This is a genomic window from Citreicella sp. C3M06, assembly GCF_018860705.1.
Classification (GTDB): domain Bacteria; phylum Pseudomonadota; class Alphaproteobacteria; order Rhodobacterales; family Rhodobacteraceae; genus Salipiger.
The window spans coordinates 182,135-207,715 of the sequence record NZ_JAHKQA010000072.1 but is presented as its reverse complement, the minus strand read 5'-3'; the positions used below and the strand labels follow the sequence as shown (position 1 = coordinate 207,715).

Annotated in this window: 27 protein-coding genes; 18 read left to right on the top strand and 9 right to left on the bottom strand. The window is 64.0% G+C overall.

Annotated elements, in window-relative coordinates; all coding sequences use genetic code 11:
* Positions 1-228: 228 nt before the first annotated feature.
* From KO516_RS15895 to KO516_RS15885, 3 genes are all read left to right on the top strand, one after another.
* Entirely contained in the window at positions 229-1,011 is a 783-nt protein-coding gene (locus KO516_RS15895; protein WP_216004762.1) for an HAD-IIB family hydrolase, read from the top strand.
* Positions 1,012-2,238: a glycosyl transferase gene (locus tag KO516_RS15890; RefSeq protein ID WP_216004761.1), complete on the top strand. Its 1,227-nt coding sequence runs from the start codon at positions 1,012-1,014 to the stop codon at positions 2,236-2,238.
* Positions 2,239-2,310: 72 nt separating this feature from the next.
* Positions 2,311-2,955: a bifunctional 4-hydroxy-2-oxoglutarate aldolase/2-dehydro-3-deoxy-phosphogluconate aldolase gene (locus KO516_RS15885; RefSeq protein WP_216004760.1), complete on the top strand. Its 645-nt coding sequence runs from the start codon at positions 2,311-2,313 to the stop codon at positions 2,953-2,955.
* 46 nt (positions 2,956-3,001) lie between these two features.
* Here the strand turns inward: KO516_RS15885 and KO516_RS15880 are convergent, their stop codons facing one another.
* Positions 3,002-4,117: a DUF6456 domain-containing protein gene (locus KO516_RS15880; protein WP_216004759.1), complete on the bottom strand. Its 1,116-nt coding sequence runs from the start codon at positions 4,115-4,117 to the stop codon at positions 3,002-3,004.
* Between the two features lie 224 nt (positions 4,118-4,341).
* Between KO516_RS15880 and KO516_RS15875 the strand changes: the two genes are divergently transcribed.
* The 11 genes from KO516_RS15875 to KO516_RS15825 all read left to right on the top strand — a co-directional run bounded on the left by KO516_RS15875 (position 4,342) and on the right by KO516_RS15825 (position 14,372).
* A complete protein-coding gene (locus tag KO516_RS15875; protein ID WP_216004758.1) occupies positions 4,342-4,626 on the top strand; it encodes a DUF6477 family protein in 285 nt (94 codons plus the stop codon).
* A gap of 204 nt (positions 4,627-4,830) precedes the next feature.
* Complete coding sequence (guaA, locus tag KO516_RS15870) at positions 4,831-6,396, top strand: glutamine-hydrolyzing GMP synthase (RefSeq protein ID WP_216004757.1); 1,566 nt, start codon at positions 4,831-4,833, stop codon at positions 6,394-6,396.
* A gap of 3 nt (positions 6,397-6,399) precedes the next feature.
* A complete protein-coding gene (locus KO516_RS15865) occupies positions 6,400-7,431 on the top strand; it encodes a glycosyltransferase family 2 protein (protein WP_216004756.1) in 1,032 nt (343 codons plus the stop codon).
* A gap of 70 nt (positions 7,432-7,501) precedes the next feature.
* Positions 7,502-7,774 carry a putative quinol monooxygenase gene (locus KO516_RS15860; RefSeq protein WP_216004755.1) on the top strand — a complete coding sequence of 91 codons (273 nt, stop codon included), beginning with the start codon at positions 7,502-7,504 and terminating at the stop codon, positions 7,772-7,774.
* On the top strand, positions 7,771-8,643 hold the full coding sequence (locus KO516_RS15855) for a DMT family transporter (protein ID WP_216004754.1): 873 nt from the start codon (positions 7,771-7,773) through the stop codon (positions 8,641-8,643). The genes KO516_RS15860 and KO516_RS15855 overlap by 4 nt, the downstream gene beginning before the upstream one ends.
* 119 nt (positions 8,644-8,762) lie before the next feature.
* Positions 8,763-9,920, top strand: a complete 1,158-nt coding sequence (locus KO516_RS15850) for an OmpP1/FadL family transporter (protein ID WP_216004753.1) — start codon at positions 8,763-8,765, stop codon at positions 9,918-9,920.
* Positions 9,921-10,020: 100 nt separating this feature from the next.
* On the top strand, positions 10,021-10,878 hold the full coding sequence (locus KO516_RS15845; protein ID WP_216004752.1) for an ATPase: 858 nt from the start codon (positions 10,021-10,023) through the stop codon (positions 10,876-10,878).
* 61 nt (positions 10,879-10,939) lie between these two features.
* Positions 10,940-11,896 carry a homoserine O-succinyltransferase gene (gene metA / locus KO516_RS15840; protein WP_216004751.1) on the top strand — a complete coding sequence of 319 codons (957 nt, stop codon included), beginning with the start codon at positions 10,940-10,942 and terminating at the stop codon, positions 11,894-11,896.
* The gene (locus tag KO516_RS15835) at positions 11,893-12,828 is read left to right on the top strand and encodes an alpha/beta fold hydrolase (protein ID WP_216004750.1); all 936 of its coding nucleotides are present in this window, start codon (positions 11,893-11,895) and stop codon (positions 12,826-12,828) included. The genes metA and KO516_RS15835 overlap by 4 nt, the downstream gene beginning before the upstream one ends.
* A gap of 57 nt (positions 12,829-12,885) precedes the next feature.
* Positions 12,886-13,755, top strand: coding sequence for a polyphosphate kinase 2 (gene ppk2, locus KO516_RS15830; RefSeq protein ID WP_216004749.1), 870 nt, complete (start codon positions 12,886-12,888; stop codon positions 13,753-13,755).
* The gene (locus KO516_RS15825; protein ID WP_216004748.1) at positions 13,755-14,372 is read left to right on the top strand and encodes a TetR/AcrR family transcriptional regulator; all 618 of its coding nucleotides are present in this window, start codon (positions 13,755-13,757) and stop codon (positions 14,370-14,372) included. The genes ppk2 and KO516_RS15825 overlap by 1 nt, the downstream gene beginning before the upstream one ends.
* Here KO516_RS15825 and KO516_RS15820 read toward each other — a convergent pair.
* The 5 genes from KO516_RS15820 to KO516_RS15800 all read right to left on the bottom strand — a co-directional run bounded on the left by KO516_RS15820 (position 14,369) and on the right by KO516_RS15800 (position 18,911).
* Positions 14,369-15,511, bottom strand: a complete 1,143-nt coding sequence (locus KO516_RS15820; protein WP_216004747.1) for a glycosyltransferase — start codon at positions 15,509-15,511, stop codon at positions 14,369-14,371. The genes KO516_RS15825 and KO516_RS15820 overlap by 4 nt on opposite strands.
* Positions 15,512-15,531: 20 nt before the next feature.
* Positions 15,532-16,293, bottom strand: coding sequence for a putative nucleotide-diphospho-sugar transferase (locus KO516_RS15815; protein ID WP_216004746.1), 762 nt, complete (start codon positions 16,291-16,293; stop codon positions 15,532-15,534).
* A gap of 79 nt (positions 16,294-16,372) precedes the next feature.
* Positions 16,373-16,861: a 30S ribosomal protein S9 gene (gene rpsI / locus KO516_RS15810; RefSeq protein ID WP_216004745.1), complete on the bottom strand. Its 489-nt coding sequence runs from the start codon at positions 16,859-16,861 to the stop codon at positions 16,373-16,375.
* Positions 16,862-16,863: 2 nt separating this feature from the next.
* On the bottom strand, positions 16,864-17,322 hold the full coding sequence (gene rplM, locus KO516_RS15805; RefSeq protein WP_216004744.1) for a 50S ribosomal protein L13: 459 nt from the start codon (positions 17,320-17,322) through the stop codon (positions 16,864-16,866).
* Between the two features lie 161 nt (positions 17,323-17,483).
* Positions 17,484-18,911, bottom strand: coding sequence for a PLP-dependent aminotransferase family protein (locus KO516_RS15800; protein WP_216004743.1), 1,428 nt, complete (start codon positions 18,909-18,911; stop codon positions 17,484-17,486).
* A gap of 71 nt (positions 18,912-18,982) precedes the next feature.
* On the opposite strand from KO516_RS15800, the gene KO516_RS15795 reads away from it, so the two are divergent.
* The gene (locus KO516_RS15795) at positions 18,983-19,210 is read left to right on the top strand and encodes a DUF1127 domain-containing protein (RefSeq protein ID WP_216004742.1); all 228 of its coding nucleotides are present in this window, start codon (positions 18,983-18,985) and stop codon (positions 19,208-19,210) included.
* 78 nt (positions 19,211-19,288) lie between these two features.
* Here KO516_RS15795 and KO516_RS15790 read toward each other — a convergent pair whose 3' ends face one another.
* On the bottom strand, positions 19,289-19,717 hold the full coding sequence (locus KO516_RS15790) for a PaaI family thioesterase (RefSeq protein WP_216004741.1): 429 nt from the start codon (positions 19,715-19,717) through the stop codon (positions 19,289-19,291).
* A gap of 57 nt (positions 19,718-19,774) precedes the next feature.
* On the opposite strand from KO516_RS15790, the gene KO516_RS15785 reads away from it, so the two are divergent.
* The 3 genes from KO516_RS15785 to KO516_RS15775 all read left to right on the top strand — a co-directional run bounded on the left by KO516_RS15785 (position 19,775) and on the right by KO516_RS15775 (position 21,342).
* Positions 19,775-20,560 (top strand): enoyl-CoA hydratase, encoded by a 786-nt coding sequence (locus KO516_RS15785; protein ID WP_216004740.1) that lies wholly within the window; start codon positions 19,775-19,777, stop codon positions 20,558-20,560.
* Between the two features lie 79 nt (positions 20,561-20,639).
* Complete coding sequence (locus KO516_RS15780; protein WP_216004739.1) at positions 20,640-20,840, top strand: DUF2892 domain-containing protein; 201 nt, start codon at positions 20,640-20,642, stop codon at positions 20,838-20,840.
* A gap of 115 nt (positions 20,841-20,955) precedes the next feature.
* Positions 20,956-21,342: an excinuclease ABC subunit A gene (locus KO516_RS15775; RefSeq protein WP_216004738.1), complete on the top strand. Its 387-nt coding sequence runs from the start codon at positions 20,956-20,958 to the stop codon at positions 21,340-21,342.
* A 56-nt stretch (positions 21,343-21,398) separates the two neighbouring features.
* On the opposite strand, the gene uvrA is transcribed toward KO516_RS15775, so the two are convergent.
* Positions 21,399-24,269 (bottom strand): excinuclease ABC subunit UvrA, encoded by a 2,871-nt coding sequence (gene uvrA / locus KO516_RS15770; RefSeq protein ID WP_216004737.1) that lies wholly within the window; start codon positions 24,267-24,269, stop codon positions 21,399-21,401.
* Between the two features lie 217 nt (positions 24,270-24,486).
* Complete coding sequence (locus tag KO516_RS15765; RefSeq protein WP_216004736.1) at positions 24,487-25,578, bottom strand: ABC transporter ATP-binding protein; 1,092 nt, start codon at positions 25,576-25,578, stop codon at positions 24,487-24,489.
* Between the last annotated feature and the right edge of the window lie 3 nt (positions 25,579-25,581).

Sequence of the window (25,581 nt, the reverse complement as noted above, 5' to 3'; positions counted from 1 at the left end):
TCCGGCCCTCGGGTCCATGCCATACTCCGGCCCCGTTTGCAGGCGCGCGACGGTCAGAACGGCCGGAATCGCGTCTCGCCTGCCCCGTTGCGCTGTTCGTGGCGGATTGAGGCGCGTCAAGATCAGCCAGCAACGCTGCGGCTGATTGCTGCGCCATCATGCGACAGCCATTTGCTCTGTGCGAACAATCTGCTTAACCTTGCTGCAGGGCAGCAAAGGGGCGCGCAGGTGACACCGATCGTCTTTACCGATCTGGACGGAACGCTTCTGGATCACGACAGCTACAGCTACGCTGCGGCGCAGCCTGCGCTTGATGCGTTGCGGCGGGCGGGCATTCCGCTGATCCTTGCCAGTTCAAAGACCGCCGCCGAGATCGCCCCGCTGCACGCCGCCCTTGGCCTTGGCGACTGGCCGATCATCGCTGAAAACGGCGCGGCACGGCTGATTCCCGGCGCCGCCGTGAGCGACAGATCGATCTACCACAGGTTGCGTTCAACACTAGACGCGCTGCCAGCCGATCTGCGTGCGCCCTATCGCGGCTTTGGCGATATGGACGATGCCGAGGTGGCGCGCATCACCGGACTGCCTCTGCCGGGCGCGGCGCTGGCCCGCGCGCGCCAGTACAGCGAACCGGGACTGTGGTCGGGCAGCGCGGCGGGGCTGGACGCGTTTCTGGCGGCGCTTGGCGCGCAGGGCATCACCGCGCGGCGCGGCGGGCGGTTCCTGACCCTGTCCTTTGGCGGCACCAAGGCCGGGCAGATGGCCGCGATCATGCGCGATCTTGGCCGTGACACCGCCATCGCCCTTGGCGATGCCCCCAACGATATCGAAATGATCGAAACCGCCCGCTATGGCATTGTCATCCGCAATGACCACGGCAGCGGCATTGCGCCCCTTGCGGGCGAAGCCACCGGGCGTATCCTGCGCAGCACCAGCCCCGGCCCCAAGGGCTGGAACACCGAACTCCTTGCTCTGCTCGGCAGGCTTGGCGTCACCGAAGGACAGACCTGAATGGCGGATTTCCAGCAAAACGGCAACATCGCGCAGTTTCACAACCTGCGCACGCGCCCCCTTGAAGAGATGATCTACGAGCTTGAGACGTTTTCGCAAAGCCGCAAGATCTCGTTGATTCTGCCGTCGCTGTTTTCCGAGCTGGAAGGCGACGCGCTGCCCAACATCCTGTCGGAGCTGGCCAAGGTCAGCTACCTGCACCGCATCATCATCGGGCTCGACCGCGCGGACGAAGCGCAGTATCGCCACGCCCGCAGCTTTTTCAGCGTGTTGCCGCAACAGACCACGGTGATCTGGAACGACAGCCCGCGGATGCTAGACATCCAGAGGCGGCTCAAGGAGCTGGGCCTTGGGTCGGTTGAGCCGGGCAAGGGCAAGAACGTCTGGGGCTGCATGGGCTACCTGATTTCCTGCGCCGACAGCGCGGTGATGGCGATCCATGATTGCGACATCGTCACTTATAAGCGCGAGATGCTCGACCGGCTGGTCTATCCCGTGGCCAACCCGACCTTTCCCTACCAGTTGTCCAAGGGCTATTACGCCCGCGTCGGCAATGGCAAGCTCAACGGGCGAGTGACGCGGCTGCTGGTCTCGCCGCTGCTGATCGCGCTCAAGCGCACCATCGGCGATCGCGATTACATCGATTATCTGCGCGCCTTCCGCTACCCGCTGTCGGGCGAAATGGCGCTGCGCACCGGGCTGTTGCCGGATCTGCGCATCCCCTCGGACTGGGGGCTGGAAATCGGCGTGCTGTCCGAAGCGTGGCGCAATCTCGGGCCGCGGCAGGTCTGTCAGGTCGAGGTGGCGGACAATTACGATCACAAGCATCAGGATCTGTCGCCCGAGGATGCCAGCAAGGGCCTGTCGCGCATGTCGACCGATATCTGCAAGGCGATTTACCGCAAGCTTGCCGCCGATGGCACGGTGTTCACGCCGCATGTGTTCCGCACGCTGAAGGCGACCTATTACCGCTCGGCGCTGGATCTGCTCGAGGCCTATTGGGCTGATGCGCGGATGAACGGGCTGCAGATCGACCGTCATGCCGAGGAACGCAGCATCGAGATGTTCGGCGAAAACATCACCCTTGCCGGGCAGATGTTCATCGAGAACCCGCAAGAAACGCCATTCATCCCGACGTGGAACCGGGTGCATTCCGCCGATCCGACCCTGCTTGCCGATTATCGGGCCGCGGTTGCGGCGGATGAGGCAGAGTTCACCCCGGCGTGATGTTAGCGCCTTACATCCCTAGCCCGTTCCATGGTAAAGGGCGGGCAATTTCCCATCTTCAAGAGGCTTGCCATGATCACCCCGCAAGACGCCAGCATCCGTGCCGAAAAGCTTTGCCGTATGGCTCCGATCATCCCCGTCATCGTCGTGAACGATGTGGCCCATGCCGTGCCGATGGCACAGGCGCTGGTCGCGGGCGGTCTGCCGGTGCTGGAGGTGACGCTGCGCACCCCCTGCGCGCTTGAAGCCATCGCCGAAATGGCGAAGGTCGAGGGCGGCGTGGTCGGCGCCGGAACCCTGCTGACCCCCGAAGACGTGCGCAAGGCTGTCGATGCCGGCGCGACCTTTGGCGTCTCGCCCGGCGCAACCGACCGTTTGCTGGATGCCTGCGAAGAAGCGGGCCTGCCGCTGCTGCCCGGCGCTGCCACGGCCTCCGAGGCGATGGCGCTGCTGGAGCGCGGCTATACGGTGCAGAAGTTCTTCCCGGCAGAAGCTTCGGGCGGCGCTCCGGCGCTCAAGGGGATCGGCGCGCCGCTGCCGCAGATCCGCTTTTGCCCGACCGGCGGCGTCAACCTGAAGAACGCTGGCGATTACCTGTCGCTGCCCAACGTGCTGTGCTGCGGTGGCAGCTGGGTCGCTCCGGGCGATGCGGTCGCCGCAGGCGACTGGGCCCGGATCGAGGCGCTCGCCGCCGAAGCGGCCGCGCTGCCGCGCTGAACTGATAGGACCATGGCCCCGAAGCAGCAGCTTCGGGGCTGCGTCATCAGCCGATCAGCCCGCCGCCGGGCATGCGGTTTTCGGCGTAATGGCGGCTGAGACGCTGAAGCGCGATCCGCAGCACCACCTTGCCCGAGCGCGCCGCCCAGCCCATGCGCTTTTCCGTGGTCTCGAGGCCTTCGAGATAGCAGCAGCATTGCAGCGCCACATCGCCCAGCCCCGGCCCCAGATCCCGCAGCGCCGCGATCAGCCGCGCTTGCGCTGCATCTGGCCCGCGTGAGGCGTCATCGCCGCTGATGCCACCGGCACCGCCGCTAAGATACCGATCCCAGTTCTGTGTCCCGCGGGATCCCATCTGCGCCAGCTCGAAGTCTTCGCGCAGACGCTCGCCAGCGCGCACGAGGTCATCCGTCAGGAAGGTCTCGCCCTGGGCATCGCGGCGGCGGGCCAGCAGCACCAGCGGGCTTTCCGCCATCACATGCCGCCGACGTGCCTGCGGATCGGCAGCGGCGGCAGCCATCGCCTGTTCCGCCTCGCGCGAGGTGCCAAAGCCTGCCTGCGCCTCGGCAAAGCCGCGCAGCTTGCTTTCCTGCTCGGCCAGCAGCTTGCTCAGCGCCGTGCGCCCCGCAGGCGTGATGCGATAGCGCGAAATCCGCCCCGGCGCATCGCAGGCGATCCAGCCCTTGAGCGCCATCGCCTGCGCAATGGGCGAGTCGACCACCGCCGTGCGCTGGTTGCCTCCGTCGCCGGTGTCGCGGACCACGACGGCCTTGTCCATTTCCGCCGCGACCGCAAGCATCGCCCCGCTTTCGCAAAGCCGCCGAAGCACGCGACGCGCCTCGTTTGACAGCTTGGTGGCATCCGGCGTCAGTTCATCGCTGAGAGGCTCTTTCATTCCATCCATCTCCTTCATGGAAGGTTGCGACAATCTCGCCTGAAGCTTGCCAAGGCGTCTAAGCGCCCCGTCAACCAGAGGATCGTCCCGCAACGTTTCGATCCGGCGGACCTGCCGCAGAACCGTCGACGCGTGACATCCCGCTTCACGCGCCAGTTTCCGTATCGCCTCTCCGCCCTCGGTATGGGCGAGGTAGTTTCTTGCATCCTCCGGCACCCAGGCCGGCAGCTCTTGTGCCGTTTCGGCACCGGATCGGCAGAGCAACATGACGTATCCCCTCGATCTTCTTTCAGTCCACAGAGTTATCCCCAGAGCGATTCAACCATGACGGGAGCTAGTTACTTCAAAGTTAACGTCTCTGCGTGTTCTCTAAATTCCCTGACAATTTCTAAACAAAGGTGAAATGACCGGGCTCGCACTGCGCCCTTCCCGCAACACCTGCCCCAGACGTGCCATGTTTCGACCACACTCACGAAGAGGGAAACGTGAACATGCAGGATATCCTGAGTCTGATGAACAGCCTTCGCCGCCCGCGTCTTCTGGTACGCACCGCCCGGATCGGGGCGGATGACTACCGGCGCGAAAAGCACCTTCGCCGCATCCTGCCGGGGCTTGCCCCCGGGCGCAGCGGCCCGGTGCTGATGAGGCTGATAGAGATCGAGGCAAGCCTCGACGCCAGCCGCCGGGCATCGGATGCCAGCTATTCGGTGGCCCGCCACGTCGAGGTGCTGGCAGCGATGCTGGGCGAAGCCCGCCTGATGCGCGAGCGCGCCTGATCGCGTTGCACCCTCCCATTGGCCGTGGGGTTCGGCCTTTGGGCCCCGTGCACGACGACACAGCCACTTAGGCGCGGGCCGCGGGTCTCTTCCACGGGGGCAACCCCCAACCTGCTGGCATCGATCGCATGATTTTCGAGGCACGCGCCCGCAACCGGTGCGCAGCCTCTTGCGCAAGCGACAAAGCGACCCTAAAGCACGGGCATGACCCAGCATGACCGACTGCTCATCATCGATTTCGGCTCTCAGGTGACGCAGCTTATTGCGCGGCGCCTGCGCGAGCTCGACGTCTTCTGCGAAATCCATCCCTACCAGAACGTCACCGACGCCTTCCTCGAAGACTTCGCCCCCAAGGCGATCATCTTCTCGGGCGGGCCGGACAGCGTGACGCGCGAGGGATCGCCCCGGCCGCCGAAAAAGGCCTATGAACTGGGCGTGCCAATCCTTGGCATCTGCTATGGCCAGCAGGTCATGATGCAGGATCTTGGCGGCAAGGTAGAGGCGGGGCAAAGCCATACCGCCGAATTCGGCCGCGCCTATGTGACCCCCAAAGACGACCGCATCGACCTTCTGGCCGGCTGGTTCCTTGACGGAACCGGGCGCGAACAGGTCTGGATGAGCCACGGCGATCACGTCTCGGAAATCGCTCCGGGCTTCGAGGTCTACGCCACCTCGCCCGGCGCGCCTTTTGCCATCACCGCCGATCTGGAGCGCCGGTTCTATGCCGTGCAATTCCACCCCGAGGTGCACCACACCCCGAACGGCAAGACGCTCTACGAGAACTTCATCAAGGACGCGGGCTTTACCGGCGACTGGACCATGGGCGCCTACCGCGAGGAAGCGGTGCAGAAGATCCGCGATCAGGTTGGCGATGCGCCGGTGATCTGTGCCCTGTCGGGGGGCGTCGACAGTTCCGTCGCCGCCGCCCTGCTGCACGAGGCCATCGGCGATCAGCTGACCTGCGTCTTTGTCGATCACGGCTTGCTGCGCCTCAACGAGGCCGAGGAAGTCGTCGGCATGTTCCGCGACCACATGAACCTCAAGGTGATCCACGCGCAGGAACAAGAGCTGTTCCTTGGCGAGCTTGAGGGCGTCTCTGACCCCGAAACCAAGCGCAAGATCATCGGCAAGCTGTTCATCGACGTGTTCCAGAAATACGCCGATCAGATCGAAGGCGCGCAATTCCTTGCACAAGGCACCCTGTATCCCGACGTGATCGAAAGCGTCAGCTTCAGCGGTGGGCCCTCGGTGACGATCAAGAGCCACCACAACGTCGGCGGCCTGCCGGAAAAGATGGGGCTCAAGCTGGTCGAACCGCTGCGCGAGCTGTTCAAGGACGAGGTCCGCGTGCTGGGCCGCGAGCTGGGCCTGCCCGCCAGCTTCATCGGCCGCCATCCCTTCCCCGGCCCCGGCCTTGCGATCCGCTGCCCCGGCGAGATCACCCGCGAAAAGCTGGAAATCCTGCGCAAGGCGGATGCGGTCTATATCGACCAGATCCGCAAGCATGGCCTGTATGACGAGATCTGGCAGGCGTTTGTCGCCATTCTGCCGGTGCGCACCGTGGGCGTGATGGGCGACGGGCGCACCTATGATTACGCCTGCGCGCTGCGGGCTGTGACCTCGGTCGATGGTATGACGGCGGATTACTATCCGTTCAGCCACGAATTCCTTGGTGAAACCGCAACGCGGATCATCAACGAAGTCAAGGGCATCAACCGCTGCACCTATGACATCACCTCGAAACCGCCCGGAACCATCGAGTGGGAATGAGGCGTGGCGCTTTACGCCCCTGAGCCGGACGATATTCGCATCGTCGGCCATGATCTGACGGACCGGCCGGGGCTCAGCCTCGTGTCGGTCCTTCGCAATGAAAGCTATCTGCTACCGGCGTTTCTGGAGCACTACCGCGCGCTTGGCGTAGACCGTTTCGTGCTGCTCGATGATCGTTCTGACGATGGGTCTGCCACCTTCCTTGCCGAACAGCCTGACGTGATGCTTTTGCAAAGCAGCCGCCGCTACGGCGACAGCGTGCCCGAATCCGAACGCCCACCAACCGTGCGCAGCAACGATTACCGCCAGATCCACCTGTGGCGCAGCGCGCTGGCCAACAGGTTCTGCGATGGGCGCTGGATGATGCAATGCGACATCGACGAATTCGCCTGCTTGCCGCCGGGCCGTCGCCTGCCCGATCTGTGCGCCCTGCTCGATCAGCGCGGCGAAGCCGGGGCGTGGGGCGGCATGATCGATCTCTATCCCGCGCATGTGTCTGATCTTGCGCCCGGCGCGCCCGGCGCCGACGATCCGCGCGGCGCTACGTGGTATTTCGATGGCACGCGGCATTTCTCTCTGCGCGATGGCGGCCCGCCGCGGCATCGCTACGAGGGCGCGCGCAGCCGCCTGAACCGCTCGCTGATCGACGGGCAGGAGCCGCTGTCGCTACGCGCGCGGCTCAAGCTGAAATGGCTCGGCGCTCGCAAATCGCCTTCGGGGCGGTTCGTGAAGCCGCTGTTGCAGAAATGGCAGCGCGGCACATGGTACCTGTCCTCGCACGAGATCTCGCGCCCGCTGTCGGCACACATACTGATCCCGTTGCTGCATTACCGCTACACCCCGGCGCTCTATGCCAAGGTGGCATGGGCGATCACCGACGGTGGCTATTCCAAGGGCAATTCCGATTACCACACCATCGACAAGCTGCTCGAGGCGATGGCGCGCAAGCAGGCGGGCTTCCTTGGCCCCAATTCGCGCAAGCTGACCGGCTACGCCGATCTGAAGGCAACCGGCAACGCCATCGGGCTCGACTAAGCGTCTGAAGCATCTTGTCCTTTGCCAGATCACCGGGCAGTGTCGCCGCCAGTGCAGGAGGAGACGCACCGTGGCCCAGATCATCTTGACCGGTACCCTGACCTGCCCGCCAGAGCGGGCGCAATCGGTGCGCGACGCCCTGCCCGAGCATCTGCGCCTGACCCGCGCCGAACCGGGCTGCATTGCCTTTGATGTGCAGGAATCCGCGCCGGGCGTGTTCGACGTGAGCGAGCGTTTTGCCAGCCGCGCCGCGTTCGACGCACACCAGCAGCGCGCCGGGCAAAGCGCATGGGCCGAGATCACCCGCGACTGCCCGCGCGATTACGCGATTTGCGAAGCATGAGCCCGACGTTTCAGGCCGTGCTGTGGATGTCGGGCTCGGTGGTGTCCTTCACCGCCATGGCCTTGGCGGGGCGCGCCATCAGCCTCGAACTCGATACGTTCGAGATCATGCTCTATCGCTCGGTCATCGGCTTTTTCATCGTGATTGCCGCGCTGGCCCTGACCGGCCAGTTCCAACAGGTGACGCGGCGCCGGCTGGGCCTGCACGCGCTGCGCAACCTGAGCCATTTCACCGGACAGAACCTGTGGTTCTTCGCCGTTGCCTCGATCCCGCTGGCGCAGGTGTTCGCGCTGGAGTTCACCTCGCCGCTCTGGGTCATCCTGATCTCGCCGCTGATCCTGGGCGAGCGCATCACCGCGACCCGCGCGCTGTCGGCGATCATCGGCTTTCTCGGCATCCTGATCGTTGCCCGGCCTTCGCCCGAAACCCTGTCGCCGGGGTTGATCGCGGCGGCGGGCTGCGCCGTGGGCTTTGCCGGATCGGCGGTGTTCACCCGCAGGCTGACCCGCACCGAAACCGCTGGCTGCGTGCTGTTCTGGCTGACCGCGATGCAGGCGGTGTTCGGCCTGATCTGCGCCGGATATGACGGCGACATCGCCTTGCCGGGGCTGCACAGCTGGCCGCTGGTCGCGGTGATCGCCGTCGCCGGACTGGTGGCGCATTACTGCCTGACCACCGCGCTCAGTCTTGCCCCGGCGCCGGTGGTGATTCCCATCGACTTTGCGCGTCTTCCGATGGTGGCGATCCTTGGAATGCTGATCTACGCCGAGTCGCTCGACCCTTACGTGTTCCTTGGCGCGGCGATCATCTTTGGGGCGAACTACCTCAATATCCTCAAGGAAACCCGTCCGCGCCCCTCTGTCTCGTGAAAATGACGTAGCGGCGCTTTACGCAAGCTCACGTGTCGTAAAGAATTGACTGGCAAATCAGCGCCTCGCTACCCTGATTGGCGGAGGACGAGCAGGCAATGAGGGAGGAGGGTGACGCTATGCAGACGTCGCTTAAGGGGGCTGTCGTTGTCGCCCTGAGTACCGGTGCGGTTCAGGCTGGCGGTATAGAACGCACGCCGCAATCGCCCTTGCTGCTTTACGAGACCGGCAATGTTCTGGAGGTCAGCCTTGCCTATGCGTCGCCGCAACTGACCGGCAAGAACCAGAGCCCGCCGTTCCCGGCGCAGGATTTCGACAACGCCGGGCGGGATTTTTACCTGCCGTCCTTTGCGCTGAAATACGACCTGACAGAGACATGGGCGCTTGGGGTGATCTATGAGCGCCCGTTCGGCGCGGATGTGGCCTATGGCGACGAAAACGTGGTGCTGGGCGGAACCACGGCACAGGCATCGACCCACGCGCTGACGGCGCTGCTGAAATACCAGATCAATGACAATTTCAGCGCCTTCGGAGGGCTTCGCCTGCAACAGGCCTCGGGGCGGATCCATCTTGAGGGCCTCGCCTACGGCGCGGTCAGCGGCTATACCGTCGATCTCGACAAGGCCACTGGCACCGGCTACGTCGCGGGTGTCGCGTATGAAATCCCCGATATCGCGCTGCGCGTCGTGCTGACCTACAGCTCGGCAATCACACATGACATGGAAACCCGCGAATCCGGGCCTGCGATTCCGGTCGATGTGACCGGCGACGGCGTGCCCGATGTGTCTTTGCCGCTGCTCGACGGCAGTGGCAGCACCGAGGTCAAGACACCGACCAGTTGGACCCTCGATTTTCAGACCGGCATCATGGCCGATACGTTGCTGTTCGGGTCGGTGCGCTACCTCAAGCACCGCGAATTCCGCGTCGACCCCGACAGTTTCGTCCTTGTGACCGGCGACGGGCTGATCGATCTTGACGACACCACCGCCTATACGCTCGGCATCGGACGCAGGTTCAACGACCGGATCTCGGGGGCCATCAGCGCAACCTTCGAGGCGCCGACCGACATCCTCGTCTCGCCGCTGGCGCCAACATCCGGCTACACGCAACTGCGCCTCGCGGGGGCCTACAAGGCAAGCGAACGGGTGACGCTGTCGGGCGCTGTCAGCCATTTCTGGCTTGGGGATGGCAAGCCGCAGACCGCCCAGACCGCAAGGGCGAATTTTTCCGACAACCGCGCCTGGGGCATTGGGCTCAAGCTGTCGTACCACTTCTGATCGGCGCTCCCTTCGCCCGTGCGGGGGGGATACGGTTTGACGATGGCCTCGGGCGCGATTACGCCTTGCCGGGTTCACATTGTCAGGGATCTTGGCCACGATGCTTTACCAAACTGCCGCCGACTGGCGCACCGCGCAGCACAAGCGTGTCGTGATCTTTGCCATGTCGGGGCTGGGCAAGACCCATGTCTCGTCGATGCTGCGCCAGTCGGGCGACTGGTTCCATTACTCGATCGATTACCGCATCGGCACCCGCTACATGGAAGAATACATCGCCGACAACGCCAAGCGCGAGGCGATGAAAGTGCCGTTCCTGCGTGAACTGCTGCTGTCGGATTCGATCTATATCGGGTCGAACCTGACCTTCGACAATCTCAAGCCGGTGTCGGCCTATCTCGGCAAACCGGGCGATCCGGCGCGCGGCGGGCTGCCGATGCAGACCTATCAGCAGCGTCAGGACCAGTTTCGCCGCGCCGAGGAACAGGCGCTGCTCGACACGCGCTATTTCATCGACCGGGCGCAGGATCTCTATGGCTATCCGCATTTCGTCTGCGACACCGGCGGGTCGATCTGCGAATGGGTCGATGCCGAAGATGCCGCCGATCCGATCCTGACCGAACTGTCGCGCAGCGCGCTGATGGTCTGGGTGCGCGGCTCCGACGCCCACACCGAAGAGCTGATCCGCCGCTTTGACCGCGAGCCCAAGCCGATGGCCTACCAGCCCGCCTTCCTTGCCCGCAGCTGGGCGGCCTATCTTGCGCAGACCGGCCTGTCCGAAGATCAGGTCGATCCCGACAGTTTCATCCGCTGGACCTATGCGCAGGCGCTGGCCCATCGCCAGCCGCGCTACGAGGCAATGGCGCGCAACTGGGGCGTCACGGTCGAAGCCTCCGACATGGCAACGGTGCGCGACGAGGCCGATTTCACCGACGTCATCGCCGCCGCCCTGCCCGGCTAAGCTTGTTTTCCGGGCGTCTTCGCCCTATTTGCTCTGGTCTGTCCAATCGCTGCGAGCTGCCATGCCCATCCGTCTGCCGTCCGATCTTCCCGCCTATGATGTCCTCACCCGTGAGGGCGTCTCTCTCATGGACGAAGACAGCGCCGCGCGGCAGGACATCCGGCCGATTCGCATCGCGCTGCTCAACCTCATGCCCAAGAAGATCCAGACCGAAACCCAGTTCGCTCGGCTGATCGGCGCGACGCCGCTACAGATCGAATTTTCGCTGATCCGCATGAGCGAACATCAGACCCGCAACACCGCCGCCGAGCATATGGAGGCGTTCTATCGCCCCTTCACCGAGGTCGAGGCTTCGGGCGAGAAATTCGACGGGCTGGTGATCACCGGCGCGCCGATCGAACATCTGCCCTTTGACGAGGTGTCCTACTGGGACGAGCTGACGCGCATCTTCGCCTGGACGCAGACCCATGTGCATTCGACCTTTGGTGTGTGCTGGGGCGCTATGGCGATGATCCATCATTTCCACGGCGTGCAAAAGCATATGCTCGATCACAAGGCCTTTGGCTGCGTGCGCCATCGCAACCTTGAACCCGCCTCGCCGTTCCTGCGCGGCTTTTCCGATGACATGGTCATGCCGGTGTCGCGCTGGACAGAGGTGCGCCGCGCCGAGGTCGAGGCCGCCGGGCTGCCGGTGCTGATCCATTCGCCGGAAACCGGCCCGGCGCTGGTCGAAGATCGCTGCCACCGGGCGCTGTATATCTTCAACCATCTTGAATATGATTCCGGCACGCTGAAGGAAGAATACGACCGCGATATCGCCTCGGGCACGCCGATCAACATCCCGGCGAATTATTATCCCAATGACGACCCCTCGCAGCCGCCGCAGAACCGCTGGCGCAGCCATGCCCATCTGCTTTACGGCAACTGGATCAACGAAATCTACCAGACCACCCCGTTCGATCTGGCGCGGATCGGGGTCGAATCCACCGACTGGCGCGCCCGCGCAGGGGCGGCATGAAGCGGCGCGGCTTTTGCGCGACGCTGCTGGCGCTTGGCGCTTGCGGCACCGGCAAAAGCGCCGCGAAGGACGCAGAGACCCGTTATCCGCCCGAGGGGCGCTTTCTGAACGTCGACGGACACCGGGTGCATTACGTCGAAAAGGGCGCTGGCCCGCCGCTGGTGCTGATCCACGGCGCCAGCGGTAGCCTGCGCGACTGGACCTATGGCGCAGTGGACCGGCTGTCGGCGCGCTACCGCGTCATCGCCTTTGACCGCCCCGGCCTTGGCTACACCCCCAGCCTCGATTCCGATGGCGCGTCGATCTTTGAACAGGCCGATCTTCTGGCTGGCGCCGCGCGCCAGCTTGGCGCAGCGCGGCCCATCGTGCTGGGGCACAGCTATGGCGGCGCGGTGGCGCTGGCATGGGCGCAGCGGCATCCTGATGCGGTGTCGGGCCTCGTGCTGGTCTCGGCGCCCTCCCAGACATGGGACACCGGGCTGCCGTTTTTCTACCGGCTCAGCGCCGGGCCATTGCGGGGCATCGCCAATCCGGCCATCGCCTCGCTGGCCTCGGATTCGCAGGTGCAGCAGGCCATCGCCTCGGTGTTCGCGCCGCAGCAAGTGCCGCCGGGCTATGCGGACCACATCGGCGCGTCGCTGGCGCTGCGCCCGGACTCGCTGCGCGAGAATGCCTTGCAGCGCGCCTCTCTGAAATCCGAGATCGCGCAGATGGTGCCGGGCTATCCCACGCTCGACCTGCCGGTGGAACTGCTGCACGGCGACGCAGACACCACCGTCGGGCTCAACATCCACTCCGTGCCGACAGCGCGGCAGATCCCCGGCGCGCGGCTGACGGTGCTGCCCGGCGTCGGCCACGCGGCGCAGCATGTGGGCGCGGCGCAGATGGACGCCGCAATCGACCGCACCGCCCGCCGCGCGGGTTTGCGTTAGACCGCGCCGCGTCCCATATTGCCTTGCAAGACAAAGATCAAAAAAGGACAGCAGGCCGTGACCCTTCCCTTCGACGGTGCCATTTCCGAGTATTACAACAACGACGCCCCGGACGAGATCCGCAACGCGCTCAAACGTGCCGATTCCGATGACATCCTGTCGACTTCCTATCCTTATTCCGAAGAGATGAAGAAGAAGGCCTACGAGAAAGAGATGGCCGCGCTGCAGATCGAACTGGTCAAGATGCAGGCCTGGGCGCGCGAGACCGGCCAGCGCATCGCCATAGTGTTCGAGGGCCGCGACGCCGCCGGCAAGGGTGGCACCATCAAGCGGCTGCGCGAAAACCTCAACCCGCGGGGGGCGCGGGTGGTGGCGCTGTCCAAGCCCTCGGATACCGAGGCAACGCAATGGTATTTCCAGCGCTATATCGAACATCTGCCTGCGGGCGGAGAAATGGTGTTCTTTGATCGCAGCTGGTACAATCGCGGCGTGGTGGAAAAGGTATTTGGCTTTTGTACCGAATCCGAGCGCGAACATTTCTTTGCGCAGGTGCCGCAATTCGAACAGATGCTGGTGAACGAAGGCATCCGCCTGTTCAAGTTCTGGCTCAACGTCGGGCGCGCCGAACAGCTGCGCCGGTTTCTGTCCCGCGAAAAAGACCCGCTGAAGCAATGGAAGCTCAGCTGGATCGACGCCGAAGGGCTCAAACGCTGGGATGACTACAGCGCCGCGATCGAGGAAACCCTGTCGCGCAGCCACAGCGCGCAGGCGCCTTGGACGGTGATCCGCGCTGATGACAAGAAACGCGCCCGGCTGGCGGCGATCCGCCATGTGCTGAGTCATCTCGATTACACCCAGAAATCCGACAAGGCGCTGGGGGCGCCCGATCCGAAAATCCTCGGCGGTCCGGAGATCTGGAACGCCTGATGGGAAAGCGCGGCTATCATCATGGCAACCTGCGACAGGCGCTGGTCGATGCGGCGCTCGATCTGATCGAACAGAAAGGCCCCACCGGTTTCACCCTGTCAGAGGCGGCAAAGCTGGCGGGCGTGACCCCGGCGGCGGTCTACCGCCATTTCGAGGGGCGTGAAGACCTGATCGCCGAAGCCGCGCGGCAGGGTTATGAGATCTTTGCCGATGTGATGCAATTTGCCTATGACAGCGGCCAGCCCTCGGCGCTGGCCGCGTTCGAGGCGACGGGCCGCGCCTATATCGCCTTTGCGCGCAAACATCCGGGGCATTACATCTCAATGTTCGAAAGCGGCATTTCGGTCAACCATTCGCCCGAGCTGGCGGCGGTATCCTCGCGCGCGCGCCGGGTGTTCGAGCGCGCCGCCGAAGACCTGTCGCGCCACATCCCGCCGCAAAAGCGGCCCCCTGCCAGCATGTTCTCGGCCCATATCTGGGCGATGAGCCACGGCGTTGTCGAGCTTTACGCCCGCAATTCGCCCGGCACGCAATCGCCCTTTCCGCCCGAAGACCTGCTGGAATCGGGCATCGGCATTTATCTGCGCGGGCTTGGCCTGCTGCCCCCCGACGCCTAGCGCAGGCTGGCGCGCATGGTGTCTTCGAGCCGGGTCAGAAGCGCGGCGTTGTCATAGCGCGCAACGGCAGTGTCCCGCGCTGCCTGCGCCATGGCCGCGCGCTGCTCCGGTGCAAGCGCCAGCGCCTGCGCCAGCGCCGCCGTATAGCCCACCGCATCATGTTCGGGCACCAGAAAGCCGGTTTCGCCCTCGCTCACCGCCTCGGGGATGCCCGCGTGCCGGGTCGAGACGATGATACAGCCCGCCGCCATCGCTTCCTGAATCGAGGTCGGCAGTCCCTCGGTATTGCCATTGCGGGCGGTGACGGAATGCTGGGCATAGATCTGCGCGCGTTCCAGATGGGCGCGCACCGTGTCATGCGGCAAGGCGCCGGGCAGTGACACCTTGTCGCCCAGCCCCAGCTCGGCCACCAGCGCGCGGGCCGGCTCATACAACTCGCCATCACCGATCAGGGTCAGATGGGCGTGGGGATGGTTTTTCGACGCCTCGGCAAAGGCACGGATGGTCAGCAGCGGATGCTTTTTCTCGACAAATCGCCCGATGCCCAGCACACTTCCGGGGCGTTTCTCGCCCGGCACAAAGCGGCGCACATCGACGCCAGAGGGAATGACATGGGCGTTGGGATGCACCACGCCAACCGCCGCGAGGTTGTCGAGCAAGGACTGGCTGACCGCAAACACCCCCGCAAGGCGCGGCATCATCCGCCGGTAGGCGCGCTGCACATGGGTGTGCCGCAGCCGGGAAGACGCATCAGCGCCGCGAAAATAGCAGAACATCGGAACCCCGAGCGCATTGGCGATGGGCGCAAGCGCCACGCCTTGCGGGCCGAATTCGGCGAGGATCACATCAGGGCGATGCTGGTCGAGAAAATCCCCAACAGCGCGCCGCGCCGCCCCCCAAGGCACCCGGTTCGAGCCGTGCACCAGATGACCCTTTAGCCGGGCCGCGGGCGCGATCAGCCGGTCGAGCATTGGCCGCGAGATATCGTCAAGCGCCAGATACCGCCCATCCTTCGGCGCATCTGACGTCAACCGGTCCGCAATCACGCAGACCGCCCCGCCGAACAGATGCTGGATGTGCCGGTTTACGAAGGTCTGACCGGGGGTGATGCAGGTCTCGACAACGATGCAGGGTCTCATGAAGGCCTTTCGGGATCGGGTCACATGTCTAGCTGTTTGCGCCGGTATCGGACAAGCCCGCGCACCAGCCCCGGTGCCAGCCGGATCCACCTTGCCCACCTTAGCCATTCGCGCCGCTTGCGCGAGCGCCGCCCAAGGTTCTTGAAATGCAGCACCTTGCCGGTGCGCCGCCCGGTATCGTTGAACACCCTTGGATCAAGTCGGGCCAGTGTCAGGCCGTCGCGTGTCTCGGCCTTGGATGACGGGTCCAGAGACCAGCCTTTCAACACCTCACTCATCGCCCGTTGATCCGAAAACTCGCTGGAGGCACACAGATCGCGCCACCGTTCCAGCACCGCGCGCGATGCCTCGGACCCCGAGAAATACAGGAAGCCCGCATTGATCTGGCCATTCTGCTGCAGATCATCGGCCGACAGTTCATCGGGATGGCGCGGCGTGACGGCCAGATCGGCGTTCAGAAAATCGCCCATGACAATCGCTTCGGTCAGCAACATGTCGGCATCCAGATACAGGCAGGGCCGCCCGGCGTTCAGCACATGGGCAATCGCGGTCGGCTTGTGGGTGGTGCGGATGAAGCCGTCAGCGTTGATCTGATTGTATTCCGCCGCCACGTCGATGCTGACAAGTGGCGATTTGATCGAGGCTTTCTGCGCATCGGTCAGGCCAAGATCGAATACGGTAGGATAACGCCCCATCACCGCATGGATGTTGCGTTCGAAGACGCGCAGGATCTCGTAGAACTGCGCATCGGCGCAGGTGATGATCTCGAACTCCGGCCTCATTACAGCCATCCCCGATCGCCAAGACGAAAAAAGGCCGCCGAACCAACGGCGACCTTTCTGAATGTATGATCGTAACCGATCAGCGCTTCGAGAACTGGAAGCTGCGGCGCGCCTTGCGCTTACCGAACTTCTTACGTTCCACCACGCGGCTGTCGCGGGTCAGGAAGCCTGCGGCCTTGAGAGCCGAGCGCAGCGAGGGATCATAGAGCTGCAGCGCTTTGGACACGCCATGCTTGACCGCGCCGGCCTGACCGGAGAGGCCACCGCCTTTGACGGTCGCGACAACGTCGAACTGGTCTTCGACACCGGCGATCGAGAACGGCTGGCGCAGGATCATCTGCAGCACCGGACGCGCGAAATAGCTGTTGATCGGCTTGCCGTTGACAATGACCTTGCCCGAACCCGGCTTGATCCAGACGCGGGCAACCGCGTCCTTACGTTTGCCGGTGGCATAGGAACGCCCCAGCGCATCACGAACCGGCTCGCGCGGCTCTTCGATGGCGACGGGTGCGGTGTCGAGACCAGCAGCGGTGCCGAGCTCTTCCAGAGAATTGATCTGTTCAGCCATGATTACACCCGGGTGTTTTTCTTGTTCATCGACTTGACGTCCAGCACTTCGGGCGATTGCGCCTCGTGCGGGTGCTCGGCGCTGGCATAGACACGCAGGTTGGTCATCACCTTGCGCGACAGACGGTTGCCCGGAAGCATCCGCTTGACGGCCTGAACGACGACGCGCTCGGGGTGTGCACCCTCGAGGATCTGGGCCTTGGTGCGCGACTTGATGCCGCCCGGGTGGCCGGTGTGCCAGTAGAAGTTTTCTTCACGCTTCTTGCCGGTCATCTGCACCTTGTCGGCGTTGATGACGATGACATTGTCGCCCATATCCATGTGCGGGGTGAAGGTGGCCTTGTGCTTGCCACGCAGACGTGTGGCGATGATCGAGGCGAGACGGCCAAGAACGACGCCTTCCGCGTCGATCACGATCCATTTCTTCTCGATATCTGCCGGAGTCGCAGAGAAGGTTTTCATTGGATTGCCCTTGAGCTTTGTACTGGATGCGATGTCGCCACCGCCTCCGAATTCCGATTGCCGGGTTATACGCGTGCAGAATTCCCAGTCAAGCGAACAAAACACCTATTAATCTTTATAAATCAGTTAGTTAGAAATTAGGTATTTGAATACCCCAAATTTCAGGCCATCATCGACTGCTCCGGCGGGTTGTCGAGCAGGCGGCGCAGTCGCGCCAGCGCGGCTTCGAAATCGGGCAGCGCGATCTGGGCATTCATGCCGATGCGCACCGCATGCGGGGCAAAGCCGTTGCGCGGGGCGAAATCCTCGGCGGGGCGCACCTGCACCCCCTGCGCCTCGGCGGCAAGGCAGAACACGGCAGAGCGCCAGCCCGGCGGCAACCGCAGCCATGCAAAAGGCGAATGCTCGTTCCAGCTCAGATCGTGATCGCCAAGCGCGTTCACCACCGCGCGCACGTAAACCGCATTCTGGCGGCACACGGCGCGGACGATCTCGCGGGTCTCATCGCGGGTCAGAAGATCCTGCGTCAGATCCGCCAGCGGTTTGGCAAGGCCGAAAAAGCCGTTCTCGGCCACCCGCCGCAGCATCTGGCGCTTGCCCTGCGGCGCGATGGCAAAGCCGATGCGCAGCGCCGGTGTCAGCGTCTTGGAGATCGACGACACGAACCACCCCTGCTCCGGCAGCAGCGCCCGGTAGGTTTCGGGGCGACTCTCGCCCAGAAAGGTGCAATCGTCTTCGAGAACATCAAAGGCGCAGCGCCGCGCCACCTCGGCAATCTCGCGGCGGCGGTCGAGCGGCGTGGTGATGGCCGTCGGATTGTTCAGTTCCGGAGAGGTACACAGCAGCTGCGCTTCGTGCTTGCGGGCGAGATCTTCAAGAGCCGCTGGTACAATGCCATGCGCATCCATGGGGACCGATACAATTTCGGCCCGCAGCAATTCGGCGGCGCGGCGAAAGCCGGGATAGGCCAGTTCCTCAACCATCACCACCGGGCGACGGCCGCGCAGCACCGCCTGCATCACCAGCGAAATCGCGCTTTGGGCGCCATGAGACAGCACCACGTCTTCGTGATTGAGAACGCCAAGCGGCACCGCCGACAGCCAATCGACCACCGCCTGACGCGCCGGAACAAAGGCGGCAGCGGTGGGATATTCAAGAAGCGCCCGGTCGGGACGCTCTGAAAGCCGTTGAAAAGCCTGATTTATCAGCGCTACCTGCCCCAGATCGGGCAGCCTTGCGGTGAACAGATTGATCATTTCGGCCCCGTCCGGGCCTTCGGCCCAGGGCCGCGTTACATAGAGCGGCGGGCGCTGTTCTGCCTGCCCCGCAACGAATGTGCCGCGACCGATCTCAGCGCTCAGCTGGTCTTCGTCGGTCAGCAGCGTATAGGCCCGCGCCACCGTTCCCGGCGTCATCCCCAGCCGCCACGCCAGATCGCGCACGGGGGGCAATTGCGTGCCGGGCGGCAACTTGCCCGCCGAAATCCCCTGCCGCAGCGCGCCGGCAAGCATCCTGTACTTCGCTCCGTCCGGCTGGCGCGCGTAGAGATCGAAGATTGTATCGGTCACAATGTTTTTCTCGACGGTCATACCCGCACAATGTACCAACGCGATACCGAACTCAAGGAAATTGTACCAATACACACTAACGGAGACATCCCATGACCTACACTGCCCAAGCCCCGCTCATCGCCGAACTCGACGCGCAGCGCCCGCTGCCGCTGATGGCGAATATTGCGCTGCGCCTTGCGGTGGTGCTGGCGAAATGGTCCGAGCGCGCCCGCAGCCGCAAGGCGCTCGGTCAGCTCGATGCCCATTTGCTGCGGGATGTCGGCCTCGAACGGCGCGTCGCCCAGCGGGAGGCGCACCGGATGTTCTGGCGGAGCTGATCCCCGGATCTGCCGGAACTCTTCCTGAACTGGGCGCGGGCTGTCCCCCGCGCCTTTTTTTGTTTCAGGCGCCGCCCCTCATCCAACCCGCGCCGGAGGGATCGAATAGGTCAGCGATGCATGGGCCACCGGCGCGTCTGATCCTTCGGAAAACAACAGCACATCGGTGACGCTAAGCGTGCGCCCCAGCTTGAGCACCCGCGCCTGCGCCAGCAGATCGACCCCGGCTTCGGGTTTGCGCATGAAGTCTATGGAACAATGCGTCGTCACCGCCAGCGCCTGCCGCCCGATCCGCGCCAGCGTCGCGACATAGGCCGCAACATCGGCCAGCCCGAACATCGACGGGCCCGACACCGTGCCCCCCGGCCGCAGATGGGACTCGGACACCACAAGCCGCATCACCAGAAGCTGCTCATCCATCTGGTCGATGGCGAACATACCTTCGACCTGCGGGAAAACCTCGGACAGATACTCTGTCATCTCGGCGATCGTGAACGCCAGCGCCATGTCTTTCCTCCTGCAACCGCTGCGGCTAGGCTGACCGCAAAGCCAAGGGAGGACAAGATGGCGCTTCTGGAACGTCACGACACGGGGCCGGTGGCCCATTTGACCATGGCCGCGCCCGAGCGGCTGAATGCGCTGTCCGACGAGATGCTCGCGGCGCTGTCAGAGCAGATCACGGCGCTGTCGACGGATCGCACGATCCGCGCGGTGGTGCTGTCGGGCACCGGCAAGGCGTTCTGCGCCGGGCATGATCTCAAGCAGATGCAGGCCGGACGGCAGGCCGAAGACGGCGGCAAGGCCTATTTCGCCGATCTGTTTGCGCGCTGCTCCAAGGTGATGACCGGGCTGCGCGCCCTGCCCCAGCCGGTGATCGCGCAGGTTCACGGCATTGCCACTGCCGCTGGTTGTCAGCTGGTGGCAAGCTGCGACATGGCGGTTGCGGCTTCGGGCACGCGCTTTGGCGTCAACGGCGTCAATATCGGGCTGTTCTGCTCGACCCCGATGGTGGCGCTGAGCCGCAACATTCCGACCAAACAGGCGTTTGAAATGCTGACCACTGGCCGCTTCGTCGATGCCGAGGAGGCGCAGCAGTTGGGGCTGATCAACCGTGTGGTGCCGCCGGATGCACTGGCCGCCGAAACGCAAACGCTGGCCAACACCGTCGCCGACAAGCTGGGCGCGGCAGTGAAGATCGGCAAGCAGGCGTTCTACGAGCAGGCCAGCCTGCCGCTGGACGAGGCCTATGCCTATGCCGGGGCTGTCATGGTCGAGAACATGCTGTGGCGCGACACCAACGAGGGGATTTCAGCATTCCTCGAAAAGCGCGCGCCGGGCTGGTCGCAATAGTCTGCGCTGTGTGACGAGGTCACAGACAGGGCGGCGCGACTCGGGCAGACCAAGGCGGCAACACCCGAAAGGACACGCCATGTTTGCAAAGAATGTCGGAGGGATCGACAAGATCCTGCGCATCGCCGTCGGCGCTCTGATGATCGCCGCTTTCTTCCTGACCGATGGCCCCTACCACTGGCTTTATCTGCTGGGGATCATTCCCCTCGTGACCGGCCTTATGGGGCGCTGTCCGCTCTACGCGCTCATCGGCGTGAACAGCTGCCCGATGAAGAAGTAGGCCCATCGCTCACGGCCCCGCGCCGTGAGCATTTTTTTCGCTTTCGGTGATTTTTCCGGAACGGAACTGCCGAGCTGCCACGTTGTATCTTCAGACAGACATCTGGAGACACATAATGTTCCGCACCCTCACCCTCGCCGCCGTATCCATTCTCGCGCTTGGTGCGCCGATGGCCGCCAACGCCGGATCAAAGGACTGCCCGCCCGGGCTGGCCAAGAAAAGCCCGGCCTGCGAAGCCCCCGGTCAGGCAAAGAAGCACGACGATCGCGACGATAAGCGCGTCGAGCAGAAGGCGAAGAAAGATACCCGCGAGGTCCGTCAGGAGGTGCACCACAAGCGCGGCGACCGCATTCCCAGCGGCTATGTGCGGGTCAGCCACCCCGAGCGCTACGGTCTGGGCAGCGGCACCTATTACCACCGTGGCGGCGATGTGATCCGGGTCGATCCCGACACGCAAAAGATCCTTGCGGCGATCGGCCTGATCAACGCCCTGACCAACTGATCGCGCCAGAAACGCGATGGCCGGGCCCGGCGGGTCCGGCCATTTTCGACAGGGGTTTATTCCGCCGCAACCGTGCGCGGCTGAAGCATTGGCCCAAGGTAGCGCCCGGTATGGCTGCGCTCGACCGCGGCGACCTGTTCGGGCGTGCCGGTGGCAACGATCTCGCCGCCACCATCGCCACCTTCGGGGCCGATGTCGATGATGTGGTCGGCGGTCTTGATGACATCGAGATTATGCTCGATCACCACCACGGAATTTCCTTGCTCCACCAATTCGTGCAGCACTTCGAGCAACTTACGGACATCCTCGAAATGCAGGCCGGTGGTCGGCTCGTCGAGGATATACAGCGTGCGACCGGTCGAACGGCGCGCCAGCTCCTTTGACAGTTTGACGCGCTGCGCCTCGCCGCCAGACAGGGTGGTCGCCTGCTGGCCGACCTTGACATAGCCCAGACCCACCCGCATGAGCGCGTCCATCTTTTCGCGGATCGACGGCACCGCCTGAAAGAAGGTCTGTGCCTCTTCGACGGTCATATCCAGAACATCGGCGATGGACTTGCCCTTGAACTGCACCTCGAGCGTTTCGCGGTTGTAGCGCTTGCCCTTGCAGGTCTCGCATTCGACATAAACGTCGGGCAGGAAGTGCATCTCGATCTTGATGACACCGTCGCCCTGACAGGCCTCGCAGCGCCCGCCCTTGACGTTGAAGCTGAACCGCCCCGGCTTGTAGCCGCGCGTCTTGGCCTCGGGGAGCCCGGCGAACCAGTCGCGGATCGGGGTGAAGGCGCCGGTATAGGTCGCGGGGTTGGATCGCGGCGTGCGCCCGATGGGGCGCTGGTCGATGTCGATGACCTTGTCGAGATGCTCGAACCCCTTGATGGTCTCGCAGGGCGCCGGGGTTTCCCGCGCGCCGTTCAGCTTCATCGCGGCGTTCTTGTACAGCGTTTCGATGGTCAGCGTCGACTTGCCGCCGCCCGACACACCGGTGACGCAGACGAACATGCCCAGCGGGAATTCCGCCGTGACGGTCTTGAGGTTGTTGCCCGTGGCCTTGACCACCTTGAGCTTTTTCTTGTTGCCCTTGCGGCGGGTCTTGGGCACGGCGATTTCGCGGGTTCCGGCAAGGTACTGCCCGGTAAGGCTTGCCGGGTCGGCAATGATCTCGGCCGGGGTGCCCTTGGCGACAACGCGGCCGCCATGAACCCCTGCACCGGGGCCGATGTCAAAGACGTAATCGGCCTGACGGATCATGTCTTCATCATGTTCGACCACGATCACCGTGTTGCCCTGATCGCGCAGCGATTTCAGCGTGCCGATGAGCCGGTCATTGTCGCGCTGGTGCAGGCCGATGGACGGCTCGTCAAGCACGTACAGAACCCCGGTCAGCCCCGAACCGATCTGGCTGGCAAGCCGGATACGCTGGCTTTCGCCGCCCGACAGTGTGCCAGCGGCGCGGGACATGGTGAGGTATTCCAGGCCGACGTTGTTGAGAAATCCCAGCCGCTCGCGGATTTCCTTGAGGATGGCGCGGGCGATTTCGTTCTTCTGCTTGGTCAGCGCCTCTGGCACCGTCTCGATCCAGTCATGCGCCTCGCGGATCGACATCTGCACCACCTGACCGATGTGCATAAGGTTGCCGGGGATGCCGATCTTGACCGCCAAGGCTTCTTCACGCAGGCGGTAGCCGTCGCAGGTGCCGCAGGGGCGGTTGTTCTGATAGCGCTCGAATTCCTCGCGCACCCAGTTGCTGTCGGTCTCGCGGTAGCGGCGTTCCATGTTGGGAATGACGCCTTCAAAGACGCGGGACACGTTGTAGACACGCCCTCCCTCGTCATAGCGAAAGCCGATTTCCTCGTCGCCGGAACCGTGCAGGAAGACCTGCTGCACATGCGCCGGAAGATCCTTCCAGCGGTCGTTCTTGTTGAACTCGTAATGCTTGGCGATGCTTTCGATGGTCTGCAGGAAATACGGCGATTTGCCCTTGCGCCAGGGCGCGATGGCCCCGTCATAGACCTTGAGCGTGGCGTCCGGCACCACCAGCCGCTCGTCAAAGAACAGCTCCATGCCAAGGCCGTCGCAATCGGGGCACGCGCCAAACGGGGCGTTGAACGAGAACAGCCTCGGTTCGATCTCGGGGATGGTGAAGCCGCTGACCGGGCAGGCGAAATTCTCGGAAAAGGTGATGCGCTCGGGCTCGCCGTCCTTGGGCGCGGTTTCCAGAATGGCGATGCCGTTGGCCAGATCCAGCGCGGTGCGGAAACTGTCGGCAAGCCGCGTCTCCAGCCCTTCGCGCACCACGATGCGGTCGACCACCACGTCGATGTCATGGCGGAATTTCTTGTCGAGCGTCGGCGGCGTATCAAGCTCGTGGAATTCGCCGTCGACCTTGACGCGCTGAAAGCCCTGCTTGCGCAGTTCAAGCATTTCCTTGCGGTATTCGCCCTTGCGGTCGCGGATGATCGGGGCCAGCAGGTAGCCGCGCGTGCCCTCCTCCATCGCCATCACCCGGTCGACCATGTCCTGCACCTGCTGCGCCTCGATGGGCATACCGGTGGCGGGGCTGTACGGGGTTCCGACGCGGGCAAACAGCAGGCGCAGGTAATCGTAGATTTCGGTCACCGTGCCGACGGTGGAGCGCGGGTTCTTCGACGTGGTCTTTTGCTCGATGGAGATCGCCGGGGACAGGCCGGAGATCTGATCGACATCGGGCTTTTCCATCATGTCGAGGAATTGCCGCGCATAGGCGCTGAGCGATTCAACGTAGCGGCGCTGCCCCTCGGCATAGACCGTGTCGAAGGCCAGCGACGATTTGCCAGACCCCGACAGGCCGGTGATCACCACCAGCTCGTCACGCGGAATGTCCACGTCGATGGATTTCAGGTTGTGCTCGCGCGCACCGCGAACTTCGATCTGCTTCAGCTCAGGCATGAGACCTCCGGGGACGGATAGCCGGTTACATAGGCGAGCGACCGGCCTTCGCCAATGGCAAATGGTGAACATATCGCGAACTTCACGCTGCGACGCTGAGATTCGGTCTCGCAAATGTAGATCGCTTGGGCAATCGGACTCTGGCGTTCGCGCCCTGTTCTTACAGGCGCCCGCGGGATTTCGGCGGGCGCCCCCAAGCCGGCGGCGCGCGCGGGCGTCAGCGATAGACCAGAGAGCGCCCCTCGCTGAACAGATGCACCTTGGACGGGTCCGCCGTCAGCTTTACAGTGTTGCCGCGCAGCCCCTGATGAATGCCTGGAAGCTTGGCGATCACCGGCTCTTTCGCGGCCGGGTCCGGCTCGAAATGCAGCAGGGTCACCTCGCCGAGCGCTTCGGTCAGCGCGACCTGCCCGGTATAGATCCCCGCCTGCCGTGCAATGGTGAAATCCTCGGGCCGCACGCCGACATTGACCGACAGGCCAAGATCGCCGTCCCCGGTCGGGATATCCGACACCGCGGTACCGCCGCCCTCGAGCCTGACCGTGGTGCGCATTCCGGTGCCGGTGATCTCGCCCGGCAGCAGATTCATCGCCGGAGAGCCGATGAACTGCGCGACGAATTCGCTGTTGGGCGTCTCGTAGAGTTCGAGCGGAGAGCCGACCTGCGCAATGCCCTTGTTGGCAAGCACCACGATCCGTGTGGCCAGCGTCATCGCCTCGACCTGATCATGGGTGACGTAGATCATCGTCCGGTCGGGCATCTGTTCCTTGAGCTGGGCGATCTCGATCCGCGTCGCCACCCGCAGCGCCGCGTCGAGGTTCGACAATGGCTCGTCGAACAGAAACACCTTGGGGTCGCGCACGATGGCACGCCCGATGGCCACCCGCTGGCGCTGCCCGCCCGACAGCGCCTTGGGCAGGCGATCGAGATAGGGCGTCAGTTGCAGCATCTTTGCCGCGCGCTCCACCGCTTCGGTGATCTCGGCCTTGGGCTTCTTGGCGATCTGAAGCGCAAAGGACATGTTGTCGCGCACGGTCATATGCGGGTACAGCGCGTAGCTCTGGAACACCATGGCGATGCCGCGCTGCGCCGGGGGCACATCGTTGACGCGCTGACCGTCGATCTCCAGCGTGCCCGAGGTGATTTTTTCGAGCCCGGCGATCATCCGCAGCAGGGTCGATTTCCCACAGCCCGACGGGCCGACAAAGACGATCAGCTCGCCCGCCTCGATCTCGAGGTCGATGTGTTTGAGCACTTCGATGGTGCCACCGTAGGTCTTGCCCACATCGCTCAGTTTCAGATCGGCCATTGG

What these genes read in the sequence shown, in the direction of transcription:
- KO516_RS15885 (WP_216004760.1), top strand. Translation starts at nt 2,311, where the DNA reads ATGATCACCCCGCAAGACGCCAGCATCCGTGCCGAAAAGCTTTGCCGT.
- KO516_RS15800 (WP_216004743.1), bottom strand. Translation starts at nt 18,911, where the DNA reads ATGACCGTCGAGAAAAACATTGTGACCGATACAATCTTCGATCTCTAC.
- KO516_RS15775 (WP_216004738.1), top strand. Translation starts at nt 20,956, where the DNA reads ATGTTCCGCACCCTCACCCTCGCCGCCGTATCCATTCTCGCGCTTGGT.
- KO516_RS15790 (WP_216004741.1), bottom strand. Translation starts at nt 19,717, where the DNA reads ATGGCGCTGGCGTTCACGATCGCCGAGATGACAGAGTATCTGTCCGAG.
- KO516_RS15795 (WP_216004742.1), top strand. Translation starts at nt 18,983, where the DNA reads ATGACCTACACTGCCCAAGCCCCGCTCATCGCCGAACTCGACGCGCAG.
- KO516_RS15825 (WP_216004748.1), top strand. Translation starts at nt 13,755, where the DNA reads ATGGGAAAGCGCGGCTATCATCATGGCAACCTGCGACAGGCGCTGGTC.
- KO516_RS15835 (WP_216004750.1), top strand. Translation starts at nt 11,893, where the DNA reads ATGAAGCGGCGCGGCTTTTGCGCGACGCTGCTGGCGCTTGGCGCTTGC.
- rplM (WP_216004744.1), bottom strand. Translation starts at nt 17,322, where the DNA reads ATGAAAACCTTCTCTGCGACTCCGGCAGATATCGAGAAGAAATGGATC.
- guaA (WP_216004757.1), top strand. Translation starts at nt 4,831, where the DNA reads ATGACCCAGCATGACCGACTGCTCATCATCGATTTCGGCTCTCAGGTG.
- KO516_RS15880 (WP_216004759.1), bottom strand. Translation starts at nt 4,117, where the DNA reads ATGTTGCTCTGCCGATCCGGTGCCGAAACGGCACAAGAGCTGCCGGCC.
- KO516_RS15785 (WP_216004740.1), top strand. Translation starts at nt 19,775, where the DNA reads ATGGCGCTTCTGGAACGTCACGACACGGGGCCGGTGGCCCATTTGACC.
- KO516_RS15820 (WP_216004747.1), bottom strand. Translation starts at nt 15,511, where the DNA reads ATGAGACCCTGCATCGTTGTCGAGACCTGCATCACCCCCGGTCAGACC.
- rpsI (WP_216004745.1), bottom strand. Translation starts at nt 16,861, where the DNA reads ATGGCTGAACAGATCAATTCTCTGGAAGAGCTCGGCACCGCTGCTGGT.
- KO516_RS15780 (WP_216004739.1), top strand. Translation starts at nt 20,640, where the DNA reads ATGTTTGCAAAGAATGTCGGAGGGATCGACAAGATCCTGCGCATCGCC.
- KO516_RS15850 (WP_216004753.1), top strand. Translation starts at nt 8,763, where the DNA reads ATGCAGACGTCGCTTAAGGGGGCTGTCGTTGTCGCCCTGAGTACCGGT.
- KO516_RS15815 (WP_216004746.1), bottom strand. Translation starts at nt 16,293, where the DNA reads ATGAGGCCGGAGTTCGAGATCATCACCTGCGCCGATGCGCAGTTCTAC.
- KO516_RS15855 (WP_216004754.1), top strand. Translation starts at nt 7,771, where the DNA reads ATGAGCCCGACGTTTCAGGCCGTGCTGTGGATGTCGGGCTCGGTGGTG.
- KO516_RS15765 (WP_216004736.1), bottom strand. Translation starts at nt 25,578, where the DNA reads ATGGCCGATCTGAAACTGAGCGATGTGGGCAAGACCTACGGTGGCACC.
- KO516_RS15890 (WP_216004761.1), top strand. Translation starts at nt 1,012, where the DNA reads ATGGCGGATTTCCAGCAAAACGGCAACATCGCGCAGTTTCACAACCTG.
- uvrA (WP_216004737.1), bottom strand. Translation starts at nt 24,269, where the DNA reads ATGCCTGAGCTGAAGCAGATCGAAGTTCGCGGTGCGCGCGAGCACAAC.
- KO516_RS15875 (WP_216004758.1), top strand. Translation starts at nt 4,342, where the DNA reads ATGCAGGATATCCTGAGTCTGATGAACAGCCTTCGCCGCCCGCGTCTT.
- KO516_RS15845 (WP_216004752.1), top strand. Translation starts at nt 10,021, where the DNA reads ATGCTTTACCAAACTGCCGCCGACTGGCGCACCGCGCAGCACAAGCGT.
- metA (WP_216004751.1), top strand. Translation starts at nt 10,940, where the DNA reads ATGCCCATCCGTCTGCCGTCCGATCTTCCCGCCTATGATGTCCTCACC.